Annotated in this window: 17 protein-coding genes; 10 read left to right on the plus strand and 7 right to left on the minus strand. The window is 62.4% G+C overall.

Features of this window, described 5'->3' with window-relative positions:
* Position 1 precedes the first annotated feature (1 nt).
* Genes Q1V51_RS13180 through Q1V51_RS13195 form a run of 4 tightly spaced genes read left to right on the plus strand, consistent with a single transcriptional unit; the run spans position 2 to position 7,619 of the window.
* The gene (locus Q1V51_RS13180; RefSeq protein ID WP_300557105.1) at positions 2-2,839 is read left to right on the plus strand and encodes a TonB-dependent receptor; all 2,838 of its coding nucleotides are present in this window, start codon (positions 2-4) and stop codon (positions 2,837-2,839) included.
* Positions 2,840-2,867: 28 nt separating this feature from the next.
* On the plus strand, positions 2,868-3,848 hold the full coding sequence (locus tag Q1V51_RS13185; protein WP_300557107.1) for a glycoside hydrolase family 16 protein: 981 nt from the start codon (positions 2,868-2,870) through the stop codon (positions 3,846-3,848).
* A gap of 42 nt (positions 3,849-3,890) precedes the next feature.
* Positions 3,891-5,348 carry an MFS transporter gene (locus Q1V51_RS13190; protein WP_300557109.1) on the plus strand — a complete coding sequence of 486 codons (1,458 nt, stop codon included), beginning with the start codon at positions 3,891-3,893 and terminating at the stop codon, positions 5,346-5,348.
* A gap of 57 nt (positions 5,349-5,405) precedes the next feature.
* Positions 5,406-7,619: a glycoside hydrolase family 3 N-terminal domain-containing protein gene (locus tag Q1V51_RS13195; RefSeq protein WP_300557111.1), complete on the plus strand. Its 2,214-nt coding sequence runs from the start codon at positions 5,406-5,408 to the stop codon at positions 7,617-7,619.
* On the opposite strand, the gene cysS is transcribed toward Q1V51_RS13195, so the two are convergent.
* Positions 7,616-9,040: a cysteine--tRNA ligase gene (gene cysS / locus Q1V51_RS13200; RefSeq protein WP_300557113.1), complete on the minus strand. Its 1,425-nt coding sequence runs from the start codon at positions 9,038-9,040 to the stop codon at positions 7,616-7,618. The genes Q1V51_RS13195 and cysS overlap by 4 nt on opposite strands.
* A gap of 81 nt (positions 9,041-9,121) precedes the next feature.
* The gene (locus Q1V51_RS13205; RefSeq protein ID WP_300557115.1) at positions 9,122-10,246 is read right to left on the minus strand and encodes a CaiB/BaiF CoA-transferase family protein; all 1,125 of its coding nucleotides are present in this window, start codon (positions 10,244-10,246) and stop codon (positions 9,122-9,124) included.
* 178 nt (positions 10,247-10,424) lie between these two features.
* On the opposite strand from Q1V51_RS13205, the gene zwf reads away from it, so the two are divergent.
* From zwf to eda, 5 genes are read left to right on the plus strand one after another with little or no spacing between them, the layout of a single operon-like run.
* Positions 10,425-11,900: a glucose-6-phosphate dehydrogenase gene (zwf, locus tag Q1V51_RS13210; RefSeq protein WP_300557117.1), complete on the plus strand. Its 1,476-nt coding sequence runs from the start codon at positions 10,425-10,427 to the stop codon at positions 11,898-11,900.
* A complete protein-coding gene (pgl, locus tag Q1V51_RS13215; protein ID WP_300557119.1) occupies positions 11,884-12,609 on the plus strand; it encodes a 6-phosphogluconolactonase in 726 nt (241 codons plus the stop codon). Before zwf ends, pgl begins: the two co-directional genes overlap by 17 nt.
* A gap of 32 nt (positions 12,610-12,641) precedes the next feature.
* Positions 12,642-14,489, plus strand: coding sequence for a phosphogluconate dehydratase (edd, locus tag Q1V51_RS13220; RefSeq protein ID WP_300557121.1), 1,848 nt, complete (start codon positions 12,642-12,644; stop codon positions 14,487-14,489).
* A complete protein-coding gene (glk, locus tag Q1V51_RS13225) occupies positions 14,486-15,460 on the plus strand; it encodes a glucokinase (RefSeq protein ID WP_300557123.1) in 975 nt (324 codons plus the stop codon). The genes edd and glk overlap by 4 nt, the downstream gene beginning before the upstream one ends.
* Positions 15,460-16,089 (plus strand): bifunctional 4-hydroxy-2-oxoglutarate aldolase/2-dehydro-3-deoxy-phosphogluconate aldolase, encoded by a 630-nt coding sequence (gene eda / locus Q1V51_RS13230; RefSeq protein WP_300557125.1) that lies wholly within the window; start codon positions 15,460-15,462, stop codon positions 16,087-16,089. Before glk ends, eda begins: the two co-directional genes overlap by 1 nt.
* Here the strand turns inward: eda and Q1V51_RS13235 are convergent.
* From Q1V51_RS13235 to Q1V51_RS13255, 5 genes are read right to left on the minus strand one after another with little or no spacing between them, the layout of a single operon-like run.
* Positions 16,086-16,967 carry an aldo/keto reductase gene (locus Q1V51_RS13235; RefSeq protein ID WP_300557127.1) on the minus strand — a complete coding sequence of 294 codons (882 nt, stop codon included), beginning with the start codon at positions 16,965-16,967 and terminating at the stop codon, positions 16,086-16,088. The two genes, eda and Q1V51_RS13235, sit on opposite strands and share 4 nt — an antisense overlap.
* Positions 16,968-17,010: 43 nt before the next feature.
* On the minus strand, positions 17,011-17,790 hold the full coding sequence (locus Q1V51_RS13240; protein WP_300557129.1) for a hypothetical protein: 780 nt from the start codon (positions 17,788-17,790) through the stop codon (positions 17,011-17,013).
* On the minus strand, positions 17,787-18,845 hold the full coding sequence (locus Q1V51_RS13245; RefSeq protein ID WP_300557131.1) for a Rieske 2Fe-2S domain-containing protein: 1,059 nt from the start codon (positions 18,843-18,845) through the stop codon (positions 17,787-17,789). Before Q1V51_RS13245 ends, Q1V51_RS13240 begins: the two co-directional genes overlap by 4 nt.
* A complete protein-coding gene (locus tag Q1V51_RS13250) occupies positions 18,845-18,994 on the minus strand; it encodes a hypothetical protein (RefSeq protein ID WP_300557133.1) in 150 nt (49 codons plus the stop codon). Before Q1V51_RS13250 ends, Q1V51_RS13245 begins: the two co-directional genes overlap by 1 nt.
* Complete coding sequence (locus Q1V51_RS13255; RefSeq protein WP_300557135.1) at positions 18,991-19,221, minus strand: hypothetical protein; 231 nt, start codon at positions 19,219-19,221, stop codon at positions 18,991-18,993. Before Q1V51_RS13255 ends, Q1V51_RS13250 begins: the two co-directional genes overlap by 4 nt.
* 197 nt (positions 19,222-19,418) lie before the next feature.
* Here Q1V51_RS13255 and Q1V51_RS13260 point away from each other — a divergent pair, with 197 nt between their 5' ends.
* Positions 19,419-21,404, plus strand: a complete 1,986-nt coding sequence (locus Q1V51_RS13260) for a thiamine pyrophosphate-dependent enzyme (protein WP_300557137.1) — start codon at positions 19,419-19,421, stop codon at positions 21,402-21,404.
* Positions 21,405-21,485: the final 81 nt, after the last annotated feature.

Genomic DNA, 21,485 nt, shown 5'->3' on the forward strand with positions numbered 1-21,485 from the left:
GATGATTTTGCGTGCAATCAAGCAATCCGCCTTGCGTTCCGTTTCGCTCGGCGTTCTGGGTAGCCTGGCCTTCGCGCCGGCTGTCATCGCGCAGGAAGCGGACAATGAAGCCGGTGCAGAGCGGGAACAGATCACTGTAACCGTCGAGCGCCGCGAAATGTCGCTTCAGGATGTTGCCGGTACGGCGACGTCCTTCGATGGCGAAGAAATGAAACTTCTGGGCGTTCAGTCCATTGCCGACCTCAATGGCCGTTACCCCGGCCTGCAGATCGGTAACAACCAAGGTAATATCGAGGTCTTCATCCGCGGTGTTGGTTCGACCAACAATACCGAGCTCGGCGAGCCGGCTGCGGCGACCCACATGGATGGCATCTATATTCCGCGCCCGAGCGGCTTTGGTTCCGCCTTCTTTGATATTCAGCGCGTCGAGGTAAATGTCGGCCCGCAGGGTACGCTGCGTGGTCGTAACGCGACCGCCGGTTCCGTTAACGTAATCCCGTGGGGCCCCGGCCTGGGCGTGTTTGACGCCGCGGCTGAAGTCAGCGTCGGCAATTTCGGCGAGTATTCGTTCGAGGGCGTGGTCAACGTGCCGGTGACGCAGAACTCTGCCTTCCGCCTGGCCGGCTATGCGCTTGAGCGCGACAGCTATTACGAGAATGCATCGCCCTGTAGCGGCGACATTGGCGTGTCCGTCCCGACCTGTGAAGCTGAGGGTGTTGGTGTTGCTGAGTCGGCTGAGAACTGGGCCGTTCGCGCCTCCTACATGATCGAGCCGACCTCGACTTTCCGTCTCACCCTGACCGGTGACTACATCAATGAAGGTGGTTCCGGTTACACCGGTACAAACTATGCCAACCCGCTGGGCAATGGTGTGCGTCCGGAAGACATTGACGATCCGCGCCGCGTGATCGGTCGTGGCTTCACGCCGGAACTCGACACGGAGCACTGGGGTTTCAAGGCGCACGCCGAGTGGGAAACTGACTGGTTTAACGTTGAATATATCGGCGGTTTCCGTGACCTCGTTTACGATTATCGGGCCGCCACGCCGCTTTCGCCGTTCTATGACGGCGTGATCGACAACCTGCGCAACCCGGCCGACGGCAATCTTGACGAAGCCTTCGACAACTTCTCCTTCTTCCAGTCGGTGACCGATTCTGAGTCGACCGTCCACGAAGTCCGCTTCTTCGACGAGCTGGACAATGGTTCGGTCTGGAATGCAGGCGTCTTCGTGTTTGAAGAGGACCAGCGCACCTTCCTCGGCACTACCGGTGACCGCGGCCTGTTCTTCTCGGGTTTGGAATTCAACCAGCGCACCCAGACAGACGCCTGGGCCGTCTATGCAGACGGTACTTGGGCCGTCAGTGATACCGTCCGCCTCACTGCGGGCCTGCGTTACTCGGAAGAAGAAAAGACCCGCACCGGCGTCAACGCCCGCTATGGCTTCGCCATTGGCGGTGCAGGATATGTCTGCTGCGGCGGTGTGCGTGTCGGTACCGAAGGCTTCGAGTTCAACGTCTTTGATCGCACCATCATCAACCCGGACACCAACGGGGATGGTAACGTCACCGAAGAAGAGACGCTGGCCTTCTACTTCGACGGCGTGCGCACCTTTGGTGCCCGCGACAATGTGGATGACATCTTCGCCAACGGCCCGCTGGTCGGCGTTGATCTCGGCAATCCGACCCAGATCGCGTCCTACCCGACCTGTGTCGATACGATTGCTGGCGACTTCTTCACCTGCCCGAGCACGACCGATGGTATTCCGTGGGATAACGCAGCCGACGGTATCTTTACCTACGCCCTGCCTTTCCTCGGCCAGATCGCGCCGCAGAACGGTTTCACTTCCTTCGATTTCATCGACTGGCGTTTGCGCTTCGAGATGGATATGTCCGATGACCACTTGGTTTATGCATCGGTCAGCACCGGTCACAATGGCGGTGGTTTCAACGACAACCTGCCGTCGGTCGAGAACGTGACGATCAACCCGGGTACGGGCAGCGCTCCGGTGCCGTTCGACACGTCCGAGCTGGCGCCGACCTTTAACGAGGAAAGCGTCATCGTCTATGAAGTCGGCTCCAAGTACGAGTTCGACACACCGAATGGGCGGGGGTATTTTAATGCTTCGGCCTTCTATTATGACTATTCGGACCTGATCCAGAACGTCCTTCTGTCTGTCGGGCAGATCCTCGATGGTCAGGGTGTTGACCTCGACACGTCTGCGACCCCGGGCTCGCAGCTCGGTACGGTGGTGAACTTCAACTTCAACGCCTCCGATGCCGAGATCTACGGTGCGCAGTTCGAGGCCGGTTACGACCTGCCTTACAACATGCAGTGGAAGGGTACGGCTCTGTGGATGCCGGAAGCCCGCATCCAGAACTCCGAGCTGGTCTCCGACAGCCGCTTCCAGGCTGACGTTGCGCCGGCCCAGGCCATCCCGCAGTCGATCGACGGCTTCCGCCTGCGTCGTACGCCGGAGTGGAGCATTCAGACCTCTCTGAGCCAGGTTCTGAGCTTCGACCATGGTGATGCGGACTGGATCGTCTCGGTCGGTTACCGTTCCGAGCAGCACCAGGACCTGTTCAACGGCGTCATCTATCCGGAGTTTGATCTGGTGAATGATGATCCGCTGCGCGTGAATGACCTGGTCGAGGGCTACACCACGATTGATGCCGGTGCTGGCTATAACCCGGGCGGGAACGAAAACATCCGCTTCGAGGCTTATGTCCAGAACCTGACGGACGAGCAGCGTGAGCAGGCGATCGTTATCACCCAGTTTGATAACACCCGCTTCTTCTCGCGCCCGCGCACCTATGGTGTCCGTTTCCGCGTGCGTCGCTAAGGGGGCGTGAGCGATGAGGAGCGGCGTCATGAGAGTAATGGCTGGGGCAATCGGCGCTATTGCGCTCGTGACGCCGTCCGCAATCGCGGCCTGTGACGGCCAGGGCGGGATCTCAGAAGAGACCTCCTCCTGGCGTCTGGCCTGGTCGGACGAGTTCGATGGTAACGCCATCGACCCCGAACGCTGGAATCGCGAGGTTGACTGTTGGGGCGGCGGTAATGAAGAGCGGCAGTGCTACACGCCGTTCGATCAGAACTCCCGTGTCGAAGACGGTTGTCTCGTCATCGAGGCGCGCCTCGGTGAAGCCACGGGGCCGGCCTGGCCTGCGCATATGCGCGAGGGCATGTCGGAAGAGCAAAGGGCAGAGACCAATACTCAGCCCTTTACCTCGGCCCGTCTGAATACGCGCGGCCATGGCGACTGGCGCTATGGACGGATCGAGGTCCGTGCCCGCCTGCCTGAAGGTCAGGGCACCTGGCCGGCGATCTGGATGTTGCCGACGGACGAGTATTACGGTCCCTGGGCCCTGTCCGGCGAAATCGACATCCTCGAAGCCGTCAATCTCGGCGAACGGTGCCGTGAATGCCGCGGTCGCGTCGAGAACCGCATGTTCGGCACCCTCCACTTCGGCGGAGCCTGGCCGGAAAACCGCTATATGAACCGTAATACGACGATCCCGACGGGTCCGGATAACGAACAGCAATTCAATGTGTTCGCGATCGAATGGACCGAGGGCCGAATCGAGTGGTTCCTCAATGGCGAAAGCTATGGAAGCCTGACGCCGACTAATTGGCGTACCGACAGCGAACTCGCGAATGGCAATCCGAATGCGCCGTTCGACAAGGAGTTCTTCCTGATCCTCAATCTGGCGATCGGCGGCAATCTCGCTGAAAGCCTGACGCTGGGCGGTGTCCGCCTTGAGGGCTATCCAAAACAATTCCTGATTGACTGGGTGCGGGTCTATGACTGCCCGCAAGACCTGGAAACGGCGCGCGCCTGCGCCAGCTGACGTGTGGCCCCCTAAACGGGGCCCACGAGACAGGATTATCCCATGACCGAGACGTCGACACAAACGCGTCCCGAGGACGGTATTTCCTTTGCCCATCGTCTGGCCTACGGGTCAGGAGCCTTTGCCAACAATCTGCTGGCCGGCTCCATTGTGGGCATGATCGTTCTCTTGAACGAGAACCTCGGTGTAAGCCTGGTGATGCTGGGCGTGATCACGGCCCTGCCGCGCCTGTTCGATGCGCTGACGGACCCGATCGTTGGCTATATCTCCGATAACTTCAAATCGAAGTGGGGACGGCGCCGGCCCTTCATATTCGTCGGGGCCATACTCGTCGGGCTGTGCTTCTTCCTGCTCTGGCAATTCCCGGAGGGGCAAGAACCGTCATTTTACGTCTGGTGGTACACTGTCGGCTCGGTGATCTTCTTCCTGGCCTACACGATCTACGCCACGCCCTGGGTCGCGCTGGGTTATGAGCTGACGCCGGATTACGACCAACGCACCCTGCTCATGGGGACACAGAATTTCATCGGCCAGGTCGCCTTCTTTCTGCCGCCCTACATGCTGGTCATTGCCAAGCAGAGCGAATGGTTCGCCAACCCGATCGACGGCGCCCGTGTGGTGGCGACCGGTGTTGCGATCATCGTCATTATTTGCGGCATCATCCCGGCGATCTTCCTCAAGGAGCGCATGGCTGATATCGCGCACGAGGAAAGCGAAAAAACCGGCCATGGCCGGGACGTATGGAAGGAGCTGAAAGGATTCTTTGTCAGTATGGGGCAAGCGCTCAGCTTCGTTCCTTTCCTGAAGATCTGCTTTGTCACCTTCCTGGTGTTCAACGGCTTTATCCTGATCGCGTCCTATGGCTATTTCGTGTTGAGCTATTACGTCTTCTCGGGAGACACGGAGGCTGGTGCCGAACTCGGTGCTCTCGTGGCGACTGTTGGGTCATTCGCCAACTTTGCCATTGTCGCCTTCGTGACCTGGCTGGCCTCTCGCATCGGCCAGAAGCGCACCTTCATAATCGCCATCTCGCTCGCAATCCTGGGCTATGCGCTCAAGACCTTTGCCTACAGCCAGGAATTTCCGTGGTTGATCCTGCTTCCGGCCCCGCTGATGGCTTTCGGTCTCGGCTCCCTGTTCACACTGATGCCGTCCATGATGGCGGATATCGTGGATCAGGATGAGCTGCGAACGGGACAGCGCCGTGAAGGCATGTTTGCCTCGATCTACTGGTGGGTCGTCAAGCTCGGCCAGACCGTCGCGTCGATGGCCGGCGCCTGGCTACTGGCCAGCACGGGCCTGCAGACCGGCGAGGGGGCGGTGAACACCGACGCGACCCTGCTTCTGCTCCGCGTCTACGATATCGGTCTGCCCATCCTGCTCTATGCTCTGGCGATCGGCATCATCATGACGCTGAACGTATCGCGCGAGAAATCCGAGGCTGTGCGGGCAGAGCTTGAAAAGCGCCGGGGCCTTCCCGACGCTGCGCCGGCCGAATAGAGCCATCGAACACTCCACCTGGCGGCTCTGACCGCCAAGAAGAACGGGATAGCCGTCATGGGTAATGCACACGAGATCAAAGCCGCCGGCAATGATAACGGCATCGAAAGCCGCATCCGCGATCTGCTCGAGCGGATGACGCTGGAGCAGAAGATCGGCCAGCTCAACCAGGTCCAGGCCTGGGGCGATAATATCGTTGAGAGCCTCGCCCCGGCCATCCGCGCCGGCCGTGTCGGCTCGGTGATCAATATTGTTGATCCGAACGTCATCAACGCGCTGCAGCATATCGCCGTGCACGAAAGCGAGCATGGCATTCCGCTGCTGATCGCCCGCGACGTCATCCATGGCTATCACACGGTTGCCCCTCTACCGATCGGGCAGGCGGCAAGCTGGAATCCGGAGGTCGTTCGCGCCTGTGCGCGTTTGGCAGCGCAAGAAGCCAGCGCCTTTGGCGTCAATTGGACCTTCGCGCCGATGATCGACATTTCCCGCGATCCGCGCTGGGGCCGTATCGCGGAAAGCCTGGGTGAAGACCCCTATCTCACCGGCGTCATGGGTGCGGCCATGATCGAGGGCTTCCAGGTCAGCGAGACCGGTGGGGCCGATACGCTGGTGGCCTGTGCCAAGCATTTCGCGGGTTATGGCGCCTCCGAGGCGGGACGCGATTACAACACGACCAATATCCCCGAGAACGAGCTGCGCAATGTTTACCTGCCGCCTTTCTTCGCGGCGGTCGAGGCCGGTGTCGGCACCTTCATGACCTCGTTCAGCGATATTGATGGCATTCCGGCGACCGCGAGCGACTTCCTGCTCGACCAGGTCCTGCGCAAGGAGTGGTCGTTCGATGGTGCGGTGGTCAGCGACTGGGATTCCATCCACCAGCTCGTGGTGCACGGTTTCAGCGAAAACGATGTCGAGGCGACCTATGAAGCCGCATCGGCCGGGGTCGAGATCGACATGATTGGCGGTGTCTATGAACGCCACCTGCCGGAGCTGGTGCATCAGGGCCGGATCTCGATGGACCGGATTGACGCGCTCGTCGGCAATGTGCTTCGGGTCAAGCTGCGCGCCGGTCTGATGGACCGCGACGTCACCCAGCTGCCGCCAGAACCGGCCCGAATGACGGCGCTGAACCTGGCGCGCCAGGCCGCCCAGCAGAGCCTCGTCCTGCTGCGCAATGAAGGCGGCACACTGCCGCTGAATGCTGAGGCCCTGTCCTCAATCGCGGTGATTGGTGCGCTGGCCGATGAGCCCGCGGAACAGCTGGGCACCTGGGTGTTTGATGGTGATGCCGAGCGCAGCGTGACGCCGCTGGCCGCTCTTACCTCCATGCTTGACGGCCAGGTCGCCCTCCATCATGTGCGCGGTCTCGAGACCACCCGCTCCAAGGACACCAGCGGCTTCGATACGGCCCTGCACGCCGCCGAGCAGTCCGATGCGGTTGTCCTCTTCATCGGCGAGGAAGCCATCCTCTCCGGCGAGGCCCATTGCCGTGCCGACATCACCCTGCCGGGCGTGCAGGAAGACCTGGTCCGTCACCTGCGCGAGGCCGGCAAGCCGGTGGTCGGTGTCATTCTCGCAGGGCGGCCCTTGGCCCTGGGCGGGATTGTCGACGCCTTCGATGCGCTGATCTATGCCTGGCATCCCGGCACGATGGGCGGTCCGGCGATAGCCGATACGCTGTTTGGCCGTGTTGCGCCGTCAGGCAAGCTGCCGGTCAGTTTCCCGACCATGTCCGGCCAGGTGCCGATTTATTACGGCTACAAGCAGACCGGCCGCCCGGCGACGCCGGATACGGTGATCCATATCGATGAGATCCCCGCGGCCGCGACCCAGACATCCCTGGGCATGACCACTTTCCATCTCGATGCCGGCTATGAGCCGCTCTTCCCCTTCGGTTACGGGCTCAGCTACACGAATTTCGCCTATACCGATCTGGCCCTGGACCGGCACCATATTCGCATGGGTGAAAGCGTGGTGGCCGAGATCACCCTGACCAATACCGGCGAGGTGGCCGGCACCGAGGTCGTTCAGCTTTATATCCGCGACCGTTTCGCCAGCCTGACCCGGCCGATCCGTGAGCTGAAGCGTTTCGAGCGGGTGACGCTGGAGCCCGGCGAAAGCCGTCGTGTCCGCTTTGAGCTGCACACGGATGATCTCGCCTTCTTCCGCCGCAACAAGACCTATGGCGCTGAGCCGGGCGCATTCGATCTGTGGATCGGTGGCGATTCCACCACCGATCTCGGGACCGAATTCCACATCGACGCCTAGGCTTTTGCCGCTTCCAGCTTGGGGCCGTCCGGCGTGTCGACAATGACATAGCCGGCGGCCGCAATGGCCTCCCGCAGACGATCCGCCTCGGCCCAGTCCTTGTCCTTGCGCGCCTGCTGACGCGCTTCCAGCATGGCCTGGACGTCCTCGCCGGCATCGCTGCCGCTTTCTTCGACGAAAGGCTCCATCAGGCTCAATCCGAACACGCCGTCGAAGGTTTTGACCAGCGACAGCTTCTGAGCGGCGCTCAAGGTGTCGTCACCAATCGCGGCCTGCAAATGGGTCAGGGCGACCGGAGTGGCGAGATCGTCATAGAGGGCTGATCGGATCAGCGTGTCGTACCGGGCCGTGGCCTCGTCCGCTGCCGTATCGGCCACCGCATCCGCATCGCCCTGATCGAGCAAGGCGGTCACGGCCAGACGCATGCGCCGGTACTGCGTTGCAGCCCCATCGAGAACGTCCCACGAGAACTTCATCGCCGTTCGGTAGTGCGCCTTGAGGCAAAGCAGTCGGAAGGCGAGCGGGTCATAGCCGCGATTTTCGAGCTCGAAGACGGTGAGGAAATCGCCGGACGACTTGGACATCTTGATGTCGTCGAGCAGGCGCAGGAACTCGCTGTGCAGCCAGTATTTGGCAAACGGCGCCTTGCCCGTCGCGCACTCGCTCTGGCAGATCTCATTGGTATGGTGCACCGGGATATGGTCGATGCCACCGGTGTGGATGTCGAACTGGTCGCCGAGATAATGCGCCGACATGGCCGAGCACTCGATATGCCAGCCCGGAAAGCCGACGCCCCAGGGGCTGTCCCACTCCATCTGGCGCTTTTCACCCCGGGAGAATTTCCACAGGGCGAAGTCGGTCTTGGAATGCTTGGCCCCCAGATCGACGCGCTCGCCGCCGCGCAGACCTTCCAGGTCTAGCCGCGCCAGCTTGCCGTAATCATCGATCTTCGTGGTGTCGAAATACACCGCCTCGTCGGTCTTGTAAGCGAAGCCCTTCTCTTCGAGCTGCTCGATCATGGTGATCTGCTGGGCGATATGATCGGTCGCGCGGCAGACAATATTCGGTCGCTTGATGTTGAGCTTTTCTGACTGCTCGAAGAAGGAGACGGTGTACCGCTCGGCGATATCCCAGGCGGTGATACCCTCGCGTGCAGCCCCCACTTCCATCTTGTCATCGCCCTCATCCTCATCCGAGGTGAGGTGGCCGACATCGGTGATATTCATCACATGTTTCACGTTGAGGCCGGACAGGCGCAGGGTTCGCACCAGGACGTCAGCGGCGACATAGGCGCGCATATTGCCGATATGGGCGTGGTGATAAACGGTCGGTCCACAGGTATAGATGCCCGCCTGACCCGCTTCGATCGGATCGAAGACCTCGGTTGCGCGCGACATCGTATTGTAGAGTTTCACTTCCACTGGACCGGTCCTGTTGGCTGGATGGGGCTTATAAACAAGCGCGCTTCTCTAGCTTGAACAGGCCGGTGCGGCAACAGGGCCCTATCTCTCCTGCCAGTCCGGGTCGCTTTCGCCCAGGGCCGGCGCCCGACCCGATATTGTGCCCGATCGAGAGAAGCGGATCGGTGAGTTAAGGCCGTCGGGTCCGGCCAGGCCGCGGGCCACGATCTGCGGGTCCCTGAGCGCGTCCTCGACACTGTTGATCGGGCCAGCCGGGACTGTCGCGGCCTCCAGCGCCTGCAGTAGGTCGTCACGGGTCCAGTGCGCGGTATGCTCCGCGATCATGCGACCGAGCCGGTCCCGGTCTTCGATACGGCCGGAATTGCTGGCCCATCCTGGCGCGGCCTTTAGCCCGACCACGCCGCAAAAACGCTCGAACTGTTTGTCATTGCCGACGGCGAGGATGATCCAGCCATCGCTCACCGGTACAGCTTCATAAGGGGTAATATTGGGGTGGCGATTGCCCATTCGTTTGGGCGTTTTGCCGGAGGCGAGATAGTTCATGGCCTGGTTGGCCAGAACCCCGGTCATGCAATCGAGCAGCGACATGTCTATATGCTGGCCCAGCCCGCTCTTTTCGCGCTCGGCCAGGGCGGCCTGGATGGCGATCGTGCTGTAAAGGCCGGTGAAGATATCGGCGAAGGCGACGCCCATTTTCTGCGGCGGACCGTCCGGCTCCCCGGTTAGGTCCATGATCCCGCTCATCGCCTGGATAATGAAGTCATAGCCGGCGCGATCGGCATAGGGACCGGTCTGGCCGAAGCCGGTAATGGAGCAATAGACTAGGCGCGGATTAATGGCGGCGAGGCTGTCATAGTCCAGCCCATACTTGGCCAGACCGCCGCGCTTGAAATTCTCGATCACCACGTCAGCGTCGGCCACCAGGCGGCGGATGGTGTCGCGGCCTGCCTCGGTGCGGAAATCCACCACGGCCGAACGCTTGGAGCGATTGCAGGCGTGGAAATAGGCGGCGCTGGTGGCGCCATCCTCGCCCTCGATGAAGGGTGGCCCCCATTTGCGGGTGTCATCGCCCTCCGGACTTTCGATCTTGAGGACGTCGGCGCCGAGATCGGCCAGGGTCTGCCCGGCCCAGGGGCCAGCCAGAATGCGGGCGAGTTCAAGAACGCGCAGGCCGGCCAGCGGCGCTTGGGATGTGGTATCGCTCATCCTGCCTGCTTAGCCAGCCCGGTACCGCCCTGTCGAGAGGGCTCCACCGCGCGGATTGGCCAATTGCGTTGTGAGCAGGCATGCTGGCACAGCTTAACCTCTGGTGCATCCCAATCGGCTATGTTAGGGCTAACATCAATCGCGCCGCGGGCCGGTGCTACTGTCCAGGAAAGCGTTTATGGCTGAATTACTTCCCGTCGAACCATTCGACATTGTCGTATTTGGCGCCACCGGCGATCTGGCCCTGCGCAAGCTTGTCCCGGCGCTGTTTCACCGTTGGTGTGACGGGCAGATTCCTGAAGAATCACGCATCATTGCCGCTTCCCGCGATGCCCTCGACCGCGCCGCCTATCGCGAACTGGCTGCGACGCATGTGCTCGCCGAAGACGCGTCGGAGAACCGCAGGCAGCGCTGGGCCGAGTTTGCCGAACGCCTGGTCTATCTCTCCGTTGATGCCACGGGCGATGGAGAGGGTTGGAACGAGTTGAGCGAGGCGCTCGATCCCGACGAGAACAAGATTCGCCTTTTCTACCTGGCGCTTCCGCCCTCGATCTACGGCCAGGTCTGTGATGCGATTGGCCGGCACGGGCTCAACTCCAAGAATGCCCGCATCATTCTGGAAAAGCCGATTGGCAAGGATTTCCATTCGGCCCGCCTGATCAATGATCGGGTTGGCAAGGTGTTTCCCGAGAACTCGATCTTCCGCATCGACCATTATCTCGGCAAGGAAACCGTCCAGAACCTGTTGATCCTGCGCTTCGCCAACTTCCTGTTTGAACCGATGTGGAATGCCGCCGGTATCGACCATGTCCAGATCACCGTGGCCGAGTCCCTCGGAGCCGGGCAGCGGGCAAGCTATTATGATCGCTCCGGCGCCTTGCGCGACATGGTCCAGAACCACTTGCTGCAACTGGTCTGCCTGGTCGCGATGGAAGCGCCCAATTCTCTCGACGCGGACTCCGTGCGTACCGAGAAGCTGAAAGTTCTCAAGGCTCTGCGGGCGGTGACCTCGGAAACGGTAAGCCAGGACGTGGTGCGCGGCCAGTACAAGGCCGGTGCCGTCGGGGGAGAGCCGGCCAAGGGCTATGTTGATGAGGTCGGTCACGAAAGCGGTACCGAAACCTTTGTCGCCATCCGCGCCCATATTGATAACTGGCGCTGGGCCGGAGTGCCTTTCTATCTGCGCACCGGCAAGCGCATGAGCGACCGGCGTTCGGAAATCATCGTCCAGTTCAAACAGGTGCCGCATGATGTCGTCGGCAGTGCCAGTGGTGTGCCGCAGCCCAACCGTCTGGTAATCCGCCTGCAGCCCGATGAGGGCGTCAAGCTGATGCTGATGACAAAGGATCCGGGTCCGGGTGGCCTGCGCCTGCGCTATGTGCCGCTCAACCTGTCCTATGCCGAGCATTTCGAGGGCGGCTACCCGGATGCTTATGAACGCCTGCTGATGGCCGTCGTGCGGGGTAATCTCAGCCTGTTCATGCGTCGCGACGAGGTCGAGGCCTCCTGGCGCTGGATCGACCAGATCATCCAGGCCTGGGATCACGGCCCGTCCAAACTGTACGGCTACCAGGCGGGTACAGATGGCCCGACCCAGTCCGATTTTCTGCTCGCACGTGAAGACCGGGAGTGGTTCGATGCCGTTACACGCTGAAACCCCTAGCCTGTTCCGCCATGGCGATCGCGATGCCATGGTCGAAACCCTCGCCGCCAAGATTGCGGCCCGGCTTGAGGCCGGCATTGCGGCGCGTGGTGCGGCAAGCTTCGCCGTGTCCGGAGGGTCAACACCGGCCCCGCTCTACGAACGCCTGTCCGCAATCGAACTGGACTGGAGCAAGGTCACCGTCGTGCTGGTCGATGAGCGCTGGGTTGATCGGGGTAAAGCCGGCTCCAACGCCGATTTCGTCGCCGCTTCCCTGCTTCAGAACCTGGCTGCCGCCGCCCGTTTCGTGGAGCTCAAGACGGCGGACAGCACGCCCAAGGCCGGGCTCGCCGAACTCGAAAAACGGCTCGCCATCGTCCCGCAGCCTTTCGATGCGATTGTCCTGGGTATGGGCGGTGATGGTCATACCGCCAGCTGGTTCCCGCATGCGGCGGGATTGAGCGAAGCCCTCGACCCTGCATCGGGGCCGCTGGCCGCGATCCGGGCCCATCCATCCGACGTCACCGGCCCGTTCCTGGACCGCATGACGCTGACCAAGCCGGCCCTGGACGAGGCCGGGCTGAGCGTCCTGATGCTGACAGGGCAGGGCAAGCTGGACACGCTCGAGCAGGCGCTCGGGGAGGGTCTGGTTGAAGACATGCCGGTACGCGCCCTGCTGCGCCCACCGGCGTCGAATTTTGAAATTCACTGGGCCGGCTGAACCGAGCGCCAGGTCCTGATCAGGAGAGCGAGATGAGTGCATCGCCCCATCATGTTGTCGCCGAGGTGACGAAACGCATCCAGGAGCGCAGCGCCGACACGCGCCGGCAGTATCTCGACATGATCGAGGCCGCGCGCGGTGAGGGACGTCACCGGGCCTCCCTGTCCTGCGGAAATCTGGCGCATGGTTTTGCCGCCTGTGGTGGCTCGGACAAGCGTGCCCTGAAGGATGGGGGCTGGGCCAATGTCGGCATTGTCACCGCCTATAATGACATGCTGTCGGCACACCAGCCCTTCGCCGCCTATCCGCCGATCATCAAGAAGGCGCTGAACGAGGTCGGCGCGGTGGGCCAGGTTGCCGGGGGTGTGCCGGCCATGTGTGACGGGGTCACCCAGGGTCAGCCAGGCATGGAGCTGTCGCTGTTTTCCCGCGACGTGATCGCGATGTCGACGGCGGTCGCCCTGTCCCACAACATGTTCGACGCGGCTCTGTGCCTCGGCGTTTGCGACAAGATTGTCCCCGGCCTGATCATCGGTGCGCTGCGCTTTGGCCACCTGTCGGTGATCTTCGTACCGGCCGGTCCGATGCGGTCCGGGCTTCCCAATCCGGAAAAGGCCCGCGTGCGCCAGCTCTATGCCGAGGGCAAGGTCGGCCGCGATGCCCTGCTCGATGCCGAAAGCAAGAGCTACCACTCGCCCGGGACCTGTACCTTCTACGGCACGGCCAATTCCAACCAGCTGTTGATGGAAGTCATGGGTCTGCACATTCCCGGCACGGCCTTCATCAATCCGGATGATCCGATGCGCGAGCATCTCACCCGGGCGGCCGCCCAGCGCGCGGCGGCCCTGGCTGAGGACGGGGCGCAGGCGATTGGCGACATTGTCGATGAGAAAGCCATCGTCAACGCCATTATCGGCCTGCACGCGACGGGCGGGTCGACCAACCACACCATCCACCTGATTGCCATGGCGCGCGCCGCCGGCATCATTATCGACTGGTCCGATTTCGATGAGCTCGCCAGCGTCACTCCGCTGATGTGCCGCGTCTATCCCAATGGCCCGGCTGATGTGAACCATTTCCACGCGGCCGGCGGGCTGGGCTTCATCATCCGCGAATTGCTTGATGCGGGCATTCTGCATGAGGATGTTGAGACCGTGATGGGGCACGGCCTGCGCGCCTATGCCAGCCAGCCCTTCCTGGATGGCGAGGAGCTGGTGTGGAGGCCGGTGACCGAAATCAGTGCCGATACGGAGATCGTCCGCCCCTATGCCAAGCCCTTCTCGCCGGATGGTGGTCTGCGCCTGCTCGACGGGGCGATTGGCCGGGCTGTAATCAAGGTCTCTGCGGTCAAGCCGGAGCACCGTACCGTGACGGCTCCAGCTGTCGTATTCGACGACCAGGACGACTTCATGGCGGCCTTTAAGGCCGGCGAGCTGGAGCGTGACTTTGTTGCTGTGCTGCGCTTTCAGGGGCCGCGAGCCAATGGCATGCCTGAGCTGCACAAGCTGACCCCGGCCCTCGGCGCACTGCAGGACAAGGGCTTCAAGGTGGCCCTGGTCACCGATGGCCGCATGTCCGGCGCGTCCGGCAAGGTGCCTGCGGCCATTCATGTCAGCCCGGAAGCCGCGATGGGCGGCGCCATTGGCAAGGTGCGCGATGGCGATGTCGTGACCATTTGCGGTCAGACCGGAGTGCTCAGCGTCGAGGGTGTTGACCTGGAAGAGCGCCCGGTCGCGGTGCTGCCGCCGAAACGGACCCAGGGCATGGGCCGGGAATTGTTCGCCGGCTTCCGCCAGATTGCGACGGCCGCAGAAGATGGCGCCTTGAGCATCCCGGACCTCGCCGTTGCGGCGACAGAAAAGGCCCTGGCAGAGGCATGAGTACCGCGCCGTCCTATCTCGTCGCCGATATCGGCGGTACCAATGCCCGTTTCGCCATTGCGCGCGGCAGCGTGCGGGGGGGATTCGAGCTCGAGCAGATCCGCCGGCTCAAGAATGAGCATTTCGAGAACCTGCGCGATGCGGCTCATGCTTTCCTGGAAAGCTGCACCGGAGCTCGTCCGGAGCGCGGTTGTTTCGCGGTCGCCGGTCCGGTGGCGCAAAGCACGATCCGCCTGACCAATTCGACCTGGAAATTCAAACCGGAAGAGCTGGCCAAGGAGTTGCAGCTGGATGCGCTGCTGCCGGTCAATGATTTTGCCGCCCAGGCCCGCGGCGCTCCGCTGATCCCGTCCGACGATCTGGTGACGCTCAATGCCGGCACTCCGGATCCCGGCGCGCCCTACGCCGTGCTGGGCCCGGGCACCGGGCTCGGTCTGGGGCTCTTGATCCCGCACAACAATAATCTCCTCGTTGTTCCCACCGAGGGCGGACATGCCGGGTTTGCACCGCGCACCCAGGAAGAAATCGCCGTGGGGCGCTTCATTGCCGACGAGTATGGCTTTGTATCGTGGGAGCGGTTGCTGTCCGGGCGGGGTCTGGTCAATATTCACCGGGCGATGTGCCATATCGATGGCGAGCCCTGGCCTGGCTACCGGCCGGAGGAAATCACCGCCGAGGCCCTGGCCTCGGCCGACTCCATGTCGCGCCGGGTCGTCAATCTGTTCTGCGCAGTGCTCGGCGCCTATGCCGGCGATGTCGCGGTCATGGCCGGGGCCCGCGGTGGTGTCTTCCTCGGTGGCGGGATCTTGCCGAAAATCCGTCCCTTGCTCGAATCCAGCGCCTTCCTGGCGCGTTTCACTCGCCGTGGCCCGATGACCCACTATGCCGGTGATATTCCCATTTCGATGATCACATCCGACGCGGCGCCGCTTCTTGGTGCTGCGGCCCTGGCTGAATTTGGAGGCCTGTAATGGCTGTTACAATGCAGACCCTGATCGACGAGGCCTCGGTCATCCCGGTGCTCACGGTTGGCGATATCGCCCATGCGGCACCTCTGGCCGACGCGTTGGCATCCGGCGGGCTGAAAGTCATCGAAATGACCTGGCGCACCGAGAACGCGCTTGAGGTCATGCAGGCGATGAAAGCGGCCCGGCCGGAGCTGATCATCGGCATGGGAACGCTGCGCAATGGCGATCAATGCCGTGCCTGCCTGGAGGCCAAGGCCGATTTCCTAGTTTCGCCGGGTCTGACGCCCGTGCTGGCCGCGGCCCTGCGCGAGGTTGATCTGCCGGTCCTGCCGGGTGTGGCGACGGCCGGTGAAGCCATGCAGGCCGCTGAAATGGGGTTTGAGGTGCTCAAATTCTTTCCGGCAGAGCAGGCGGGTGGATTGCCGTATCTGAAATCCCTGCACGGCCCCCTGCCGGATTTGCGCTTCTGCCCGACCGGATCGATCTCGGCGGAGAAAGCGCCGGACTATCTGGCCCTGCCCAATGTGGTCTGTGTCGGTGGATCTTGGATCGCCAATTCGAAAATGATCGAGGCCGGAGATTGGGACAGGATCGAAGCCAACGCCCGCAAGGCCCAGTCGATGAAGCCCTAGGGCACACGGGCGCCGCGCGCGGCCTCGAGAATTTCATACCAGTCCTGCGCGTCCAGCTGGACCCGACGCATGCCCTCGATCTGCTGCTGCAGCCTGGTCAGGGACATGGTTCCGAGTACCGGGATAACCGGTCCGGGGATGCGTTTGAGCCAGGCCAGAGCAATACTGGCCATATCCGATTGTTCTCGTTCTGCGATCCGGGCCAGCAAGGCATTGAGTGGCCGGTCTTCGCGGAACAGGGCGCCGCCGCCCAGTGGTGACCAGGCGAGGATTGCGGCCCGGTGCCGGCGCGCCTGTTCAAGCATCCCGCTATCGAGAGCCTGATTGGCTAAGACTGAAATCTCGATTTGCTGCGCGGCGATCGGATGTCTGCAGGCCCGAGCCAGTTCATCGAACTGATGGATCGAGAAATTGGACACGCCGATCGAACCGATCAGCCCGTCCGAGACCAGGGTTTCAAGCGCCCGTGCGGTTTCCTCGACCTGCATGAGATAGTCGGGCCGGTGAAGCAGGTAGAGATCAATGTGCTCATGGCCCAGACGCTTCAGCGAGGCCTCGGCTTGGGCGCGGATGAAGCCTGCATCGGAGCGGTAATGCGCGACGCGGACACCGGGCTGGCCCGGGCTTTCAAAGCGCACGCCGCATTTCGAGATGATCCGCAGGCGCTGGCGCTGCTGACCGTTTAGCTGGGCGAGGGCTTCACCGTGCAGGGTTTCAACGGCGCCATTGTCATAGATGTCGGCGTGGTCGATCCAGTCGATGCCGAGATCGAGGGACGCCGCCAGTCGGGCCGCGAAGCCCTGAGGCGTCCGGCTCTCCTGATTATGCAGGGCCCGCCAGGCCCCCCAGACGGCATCGGTTGCAATACATTCGGTCATGCCGCCAGAGAGCATGTGAAGAGCCGGCAAACAAGATGCCGGGCTAGAGGCGAACCAGGTTGTCCGGGTTGAGGCGCAGTTGCAGCAAATCCTCGATGCGATGCACCCGGCCGGTCACCCGCACTGGATCTGCGACATAGCGCAAAATGGGCTGGACCAGGGCCTCGCCCCCGGGATCGGTGAGCATCATGGCCCGGCTGCGACCCAGCGCGTCGCGGGCATAGAAATAGGGCGGGAGCCCCCCGGCGATGCACAGCATGGCGCAGGCCTTGTGGCTGGCGCCTTCATTGGGCCGCATGGCGCCGAACCAGCACTTGCTGTCGAGGATCTCACCATTGATCGTGACCTCGCCGAGATCCTCCTCGGCAAAGCCGGTAAGGCGGGCCGGCAAGGTGTGGTCGGGCATAATCCAGTCATCGTCATTAGCGACAGCCAACATGACATGACGGCCCCGCTGGATCAGCGAGCCGCGTACAGTGACCCGGTCGCGTGAGATCCTGGATTCGGCGAGTTTCTCCTGGGCCCCGCACTTGGTGTCGCAGGCCAGCAGTACGGTGCGTAGCGTGCCATCAATTCCCGTGGTCCGCAGCAATGGGTAGGGAGCCTCGGACAGGTAGCCGGTCAGGCTGACTGGCGTGCCCATATCCCAGCGGCCCAGACCCGCGCCGCCCTGTTTGGCGGCCAGGAAGGCTCCGGTTCCACCGGCGATTCCGAGCCCCAGGACAGAGAGGCCGAGGAGATAGCGGCGGTCGACTTTCGGCGTGTCGCGATAGCCGACGAAATACTCGCCCTGGTCAGTGTCGTGGATGAGTTTCCGGCTCATGGCTGGGCCTCCTCGATACGGGCCGGCTCGACATCCGTACCGGCCGGCAGGGCCTTGGTGTTGACGAAGACTATGCCATTGCGGATCGCGACCTTGTAAGTCGCGATCTTCTCGTTGAAGGGCGCTGGAGAGCGGCCATCGCGCGGCTTGTATTCATAGCCATGCCAGGGGCAGACGACACAGCCATTGACGATGCGGCCTTCGCCGAGCGGGCCGTTCTGGTGTTTGCAGGCATTGGAAATCGCCGAGACCTGCCCGTCATAGCGGAAGACGGCAATACGTTCGCGGCCCTCGCCGGGGATGATCACGGCGCGGTCATTGGGGATGTCATTCACCGGCCCGGCCTCGACCCAGCCGTCCTCGGCCTTGAACCCGGAACGCCGGTCCTTCGAGACCTCGCGCCAGCCGGTAATGAGGTGCAGGGCTGTGACCAGTGCGGCTGACCCCATGACCCAGAAGGCATAGGCCGGCGACTTCTCATGCTGGACGACGCCGAGGAGAATATGGGCGACGAGCAGGGCGAAGGCGAGATACACGCCCATATGTAGCGCTTTCCAGAACGGAGCGCCGAGATTGGCGAGCCAGAAATCATGGCTGGTAGCCGCCATCACGAAGAGGATGAGGAAAGCGGCCAGCCCCAGGCTTTCGAACGGAAAGCCGCCGATACGGTCATAATTCGCATTGGTCGTCAGCACCGAGAGCAGGGGGCTGATGTCGGAGAAGCCATGATACCAGACCATCGCCAGTGCGGCATGGATAAGCATCAGGACAAAGGCCGACACGCCCATATGGCGGCGATTGTACAAGAGCGGTTTGAAGCGCGGCGTGATGCGCGCCATCGGGCCAATGATCAGGATGAAGCTCAGGAGCGAAAACCCGGCAAAGCCAAAAGCCCTCATGACCAGTTGGACGGGATGAAAACTCTCGCCCTCTGGCTGGGTCATGCCGGTGACAATGATGAAGCTGGCGATAAAGGCCAGGATCGCCGCCCACAGGGTCAGAACATAGGAGGTCTTGAAGCCGTTCCAGATGACGGCCTTGTATCCAACCGCCATCAGCTTGCCTCCTCGATCAAAGCCGCCGGCAGCGCCGCGTTCTCGGCCGGGTCGGGTTTGTAGGCCAGGGCTGCCCAGCCGGTGATCGCCATTACCGGAAGCAGGATGACCCAGAGCGCCAGGTGGGCGGTGCGATGCGCGCGTCTCATGCGTCTCCTCCCAGCGTCAGGCGCTTGAGCAGGGCGACAAGGAGGATGGGCCATAACGCCGCAACGCCGGGCGTGATCATAAGCCGGAACTGAAGCGGTGCGGCTTCCGCAGCATTACTGTCAAATCGCTTGATCAGAACCGTCACAAAGGTGAGGGCGAACAGAAGTCCGATCAGAAAGTAGAGCCCGAGGGCGGTCAGAACTGCCTCCGCCAGTGCCGGATCCATGATTGCGTTCCCCCCTAGTGTGCCGCCACGCCCGCTATAGGTCACGTTAGGCGTGGCTGTAGCTCTAAACCACCGAAAACCGGCCGGCATCGAAAATTGTGATCGCGTTTGCTGACGACTTCGCGAGCCAGATGTGATGCTCTGCCCCGGCCCATCGCGTGTAAAGGCCGCGTACAGTTGAGCACAGGGAGATCAGGGTGAACGATACACAAACCGAGCTGGACTGGCACAAGGTGGCCGAGCTGGACGAGCTGGCCGAGGGGCGCGTCAAATCAGCAACGGCGGGCCGGCATTCGATCGCGCTGGTGCATTTCGATGGCCAGTACGCGGCGATGGACAATCACTGTCCGCACCAGGGCGGACCGCTCGGTGAAGGCTCGATCGAAAAAGGTGTCGATGACAAGTGCTGGCTGCGTTGTCCCTGGCATGGCTGGGACTTCGACCCGCTCACCGGTGCTCCGCCGGGCGGACATGAGGATGCGGGTCAGACCACCTATCCGGTCGAGGCGCGTGATGACGGCATATATGTCGGCGTCGAGCCCGAGCCGTCCCACGAGCGCACCGTAACCGATGTGATGGCGGAGACTTTCGTCAACTGGGGCATCAAATCCTGTTTCGGCATGGTCGGGCATTCCAATCTCGGCCTCGCCGATGCCCTGCGCCTGCGGGAGGAGGCCGGTGAGCTTTCCTATTTCGGGATCCGTCACGAGGGCGCCGCATCTTTCGCCTGCTCCGGCTATGCCAAATTGTCCGGCCATCCGGCGGCCTGTCTGGCCATTGCCGGTCCAGGCGCCACCAATTTGCTGACCGGTCTTTGGGACGCCAAGGTCGACCGTGCGCCGGTGCTGGCTTTGACAGGCCAGGTCCAGGTCCAGGTGTTCGGGCCCGGTGCGTTCCAGGATATTGATCTCAAGGCCGCCTTCGATCCGGTCACCCGGTTTTCACAGCCGGTGCTCAATTCCTCCAACCATGCCGAGCTTGCCTCGCTGGCGTGCAAGACCGCGATCGTCGAGCGGGATGTAGCCCATCTGATCTTCCCCGATGATGTCCAGACCCAGCCCTCCGACCAGGCCGCGGCCGGACCGCTCGGGCGTGTGACCTCGGGTGACATCGCGCCGCCGCAGGAGGAGGTCACAGCCGCCGCTGACGCGATTGCCCGGGCGAAACGCCCGATGATTATCGTCGGCTATGGCGCGCGGGACGGTATGGACCAGATCACGGCGCTGGCGCGAGAGCTCAACGCGCCGATCGTTACGACGTTCAAGGCCAAGGGCCAGATCGCGGACAGTGATCCGCTGGCTGCCGGCGTGATCGGCCGGTCCGGTACGCCGATCGCCTCCTGGTTCATGAATGAGTGTGACCTGATCATTGCGCTGGGGGCGTCCTTCTCAAACCATACGGGGATTGAGCCGAAAAAACCGATCGTTCAGGTCGACTTCGAGCGCATGCAATTGGGCAAGTTTCACCCTGTGACCTACCCGGTTTGGGGGGAGGTGCGCCGCACGGTCGGTATCATCCGCCATCTCTTGACCAGCCGGGAGCCGGTGGCGATTGACCAGCGGGCCGAGCTGGCCGAGCGCTGGCGCATCTGGCGCGAGGAAAAACAGCGCCGCCTGGGCGAGAATCGGGGCGAAGGCCTGGCGGCTGCGGCGGTGTTTGATGCGCTGACGCGCCTGGCGCCGGAAGAGGCGGCCATGGCGGTCGATGTGGGCAATAACACCTATTCCTTCGGCCGCTATTTCGAGCCCAGCGGGCAGCGGGTGATGATGTCCGGCTATCTCGGCTCGATCGGCTTTTCCTTCCCGGCGGCCATGGGCGCCTGGGCAGCGACGCAGGATTTCGAGGAGCATCGCCACCGCAAGGTTATCTCGATCTCCGGCGATGGCGGGTTCGGCCAATACGCCATGGAATTCACCACGGCGGTGAAATACGGCATGAACATCACCCACATCCTGTTGAACAATTCCCAACTCGGCAAAATCACCAAGGAACAGCGTGCCGGTAACTGGCCGGTCTGGCAGACCAGCCTGGTCAATCCGACCTTCGCTGGCTTCGCCCGCGCCTGCGGCGGTTATGGCCGTACGGTGAAAAGCCTGGATGACCTGGATGCGGCCATGACCGAAGCCCTGGCCCACGACGGACCCGCGCTGCTCGAGATCATGACCGATGCCGAACTGGTGTGAGCACAGGCGGGTTGTGTCGATTGTTGCCATTTGAGAAACAAAGCCTGTCCGCACGCATGGTTTGTTTCTTGCGGAGCCGGT

Source organism: Maricaulis sp. (genome assembly GCF_030149235.1).
GTDB lineage: Bacteria > Pseudomonadota > Alphaproteobacteria > Caulobacterales > Maricaulaceae > Maricaulis.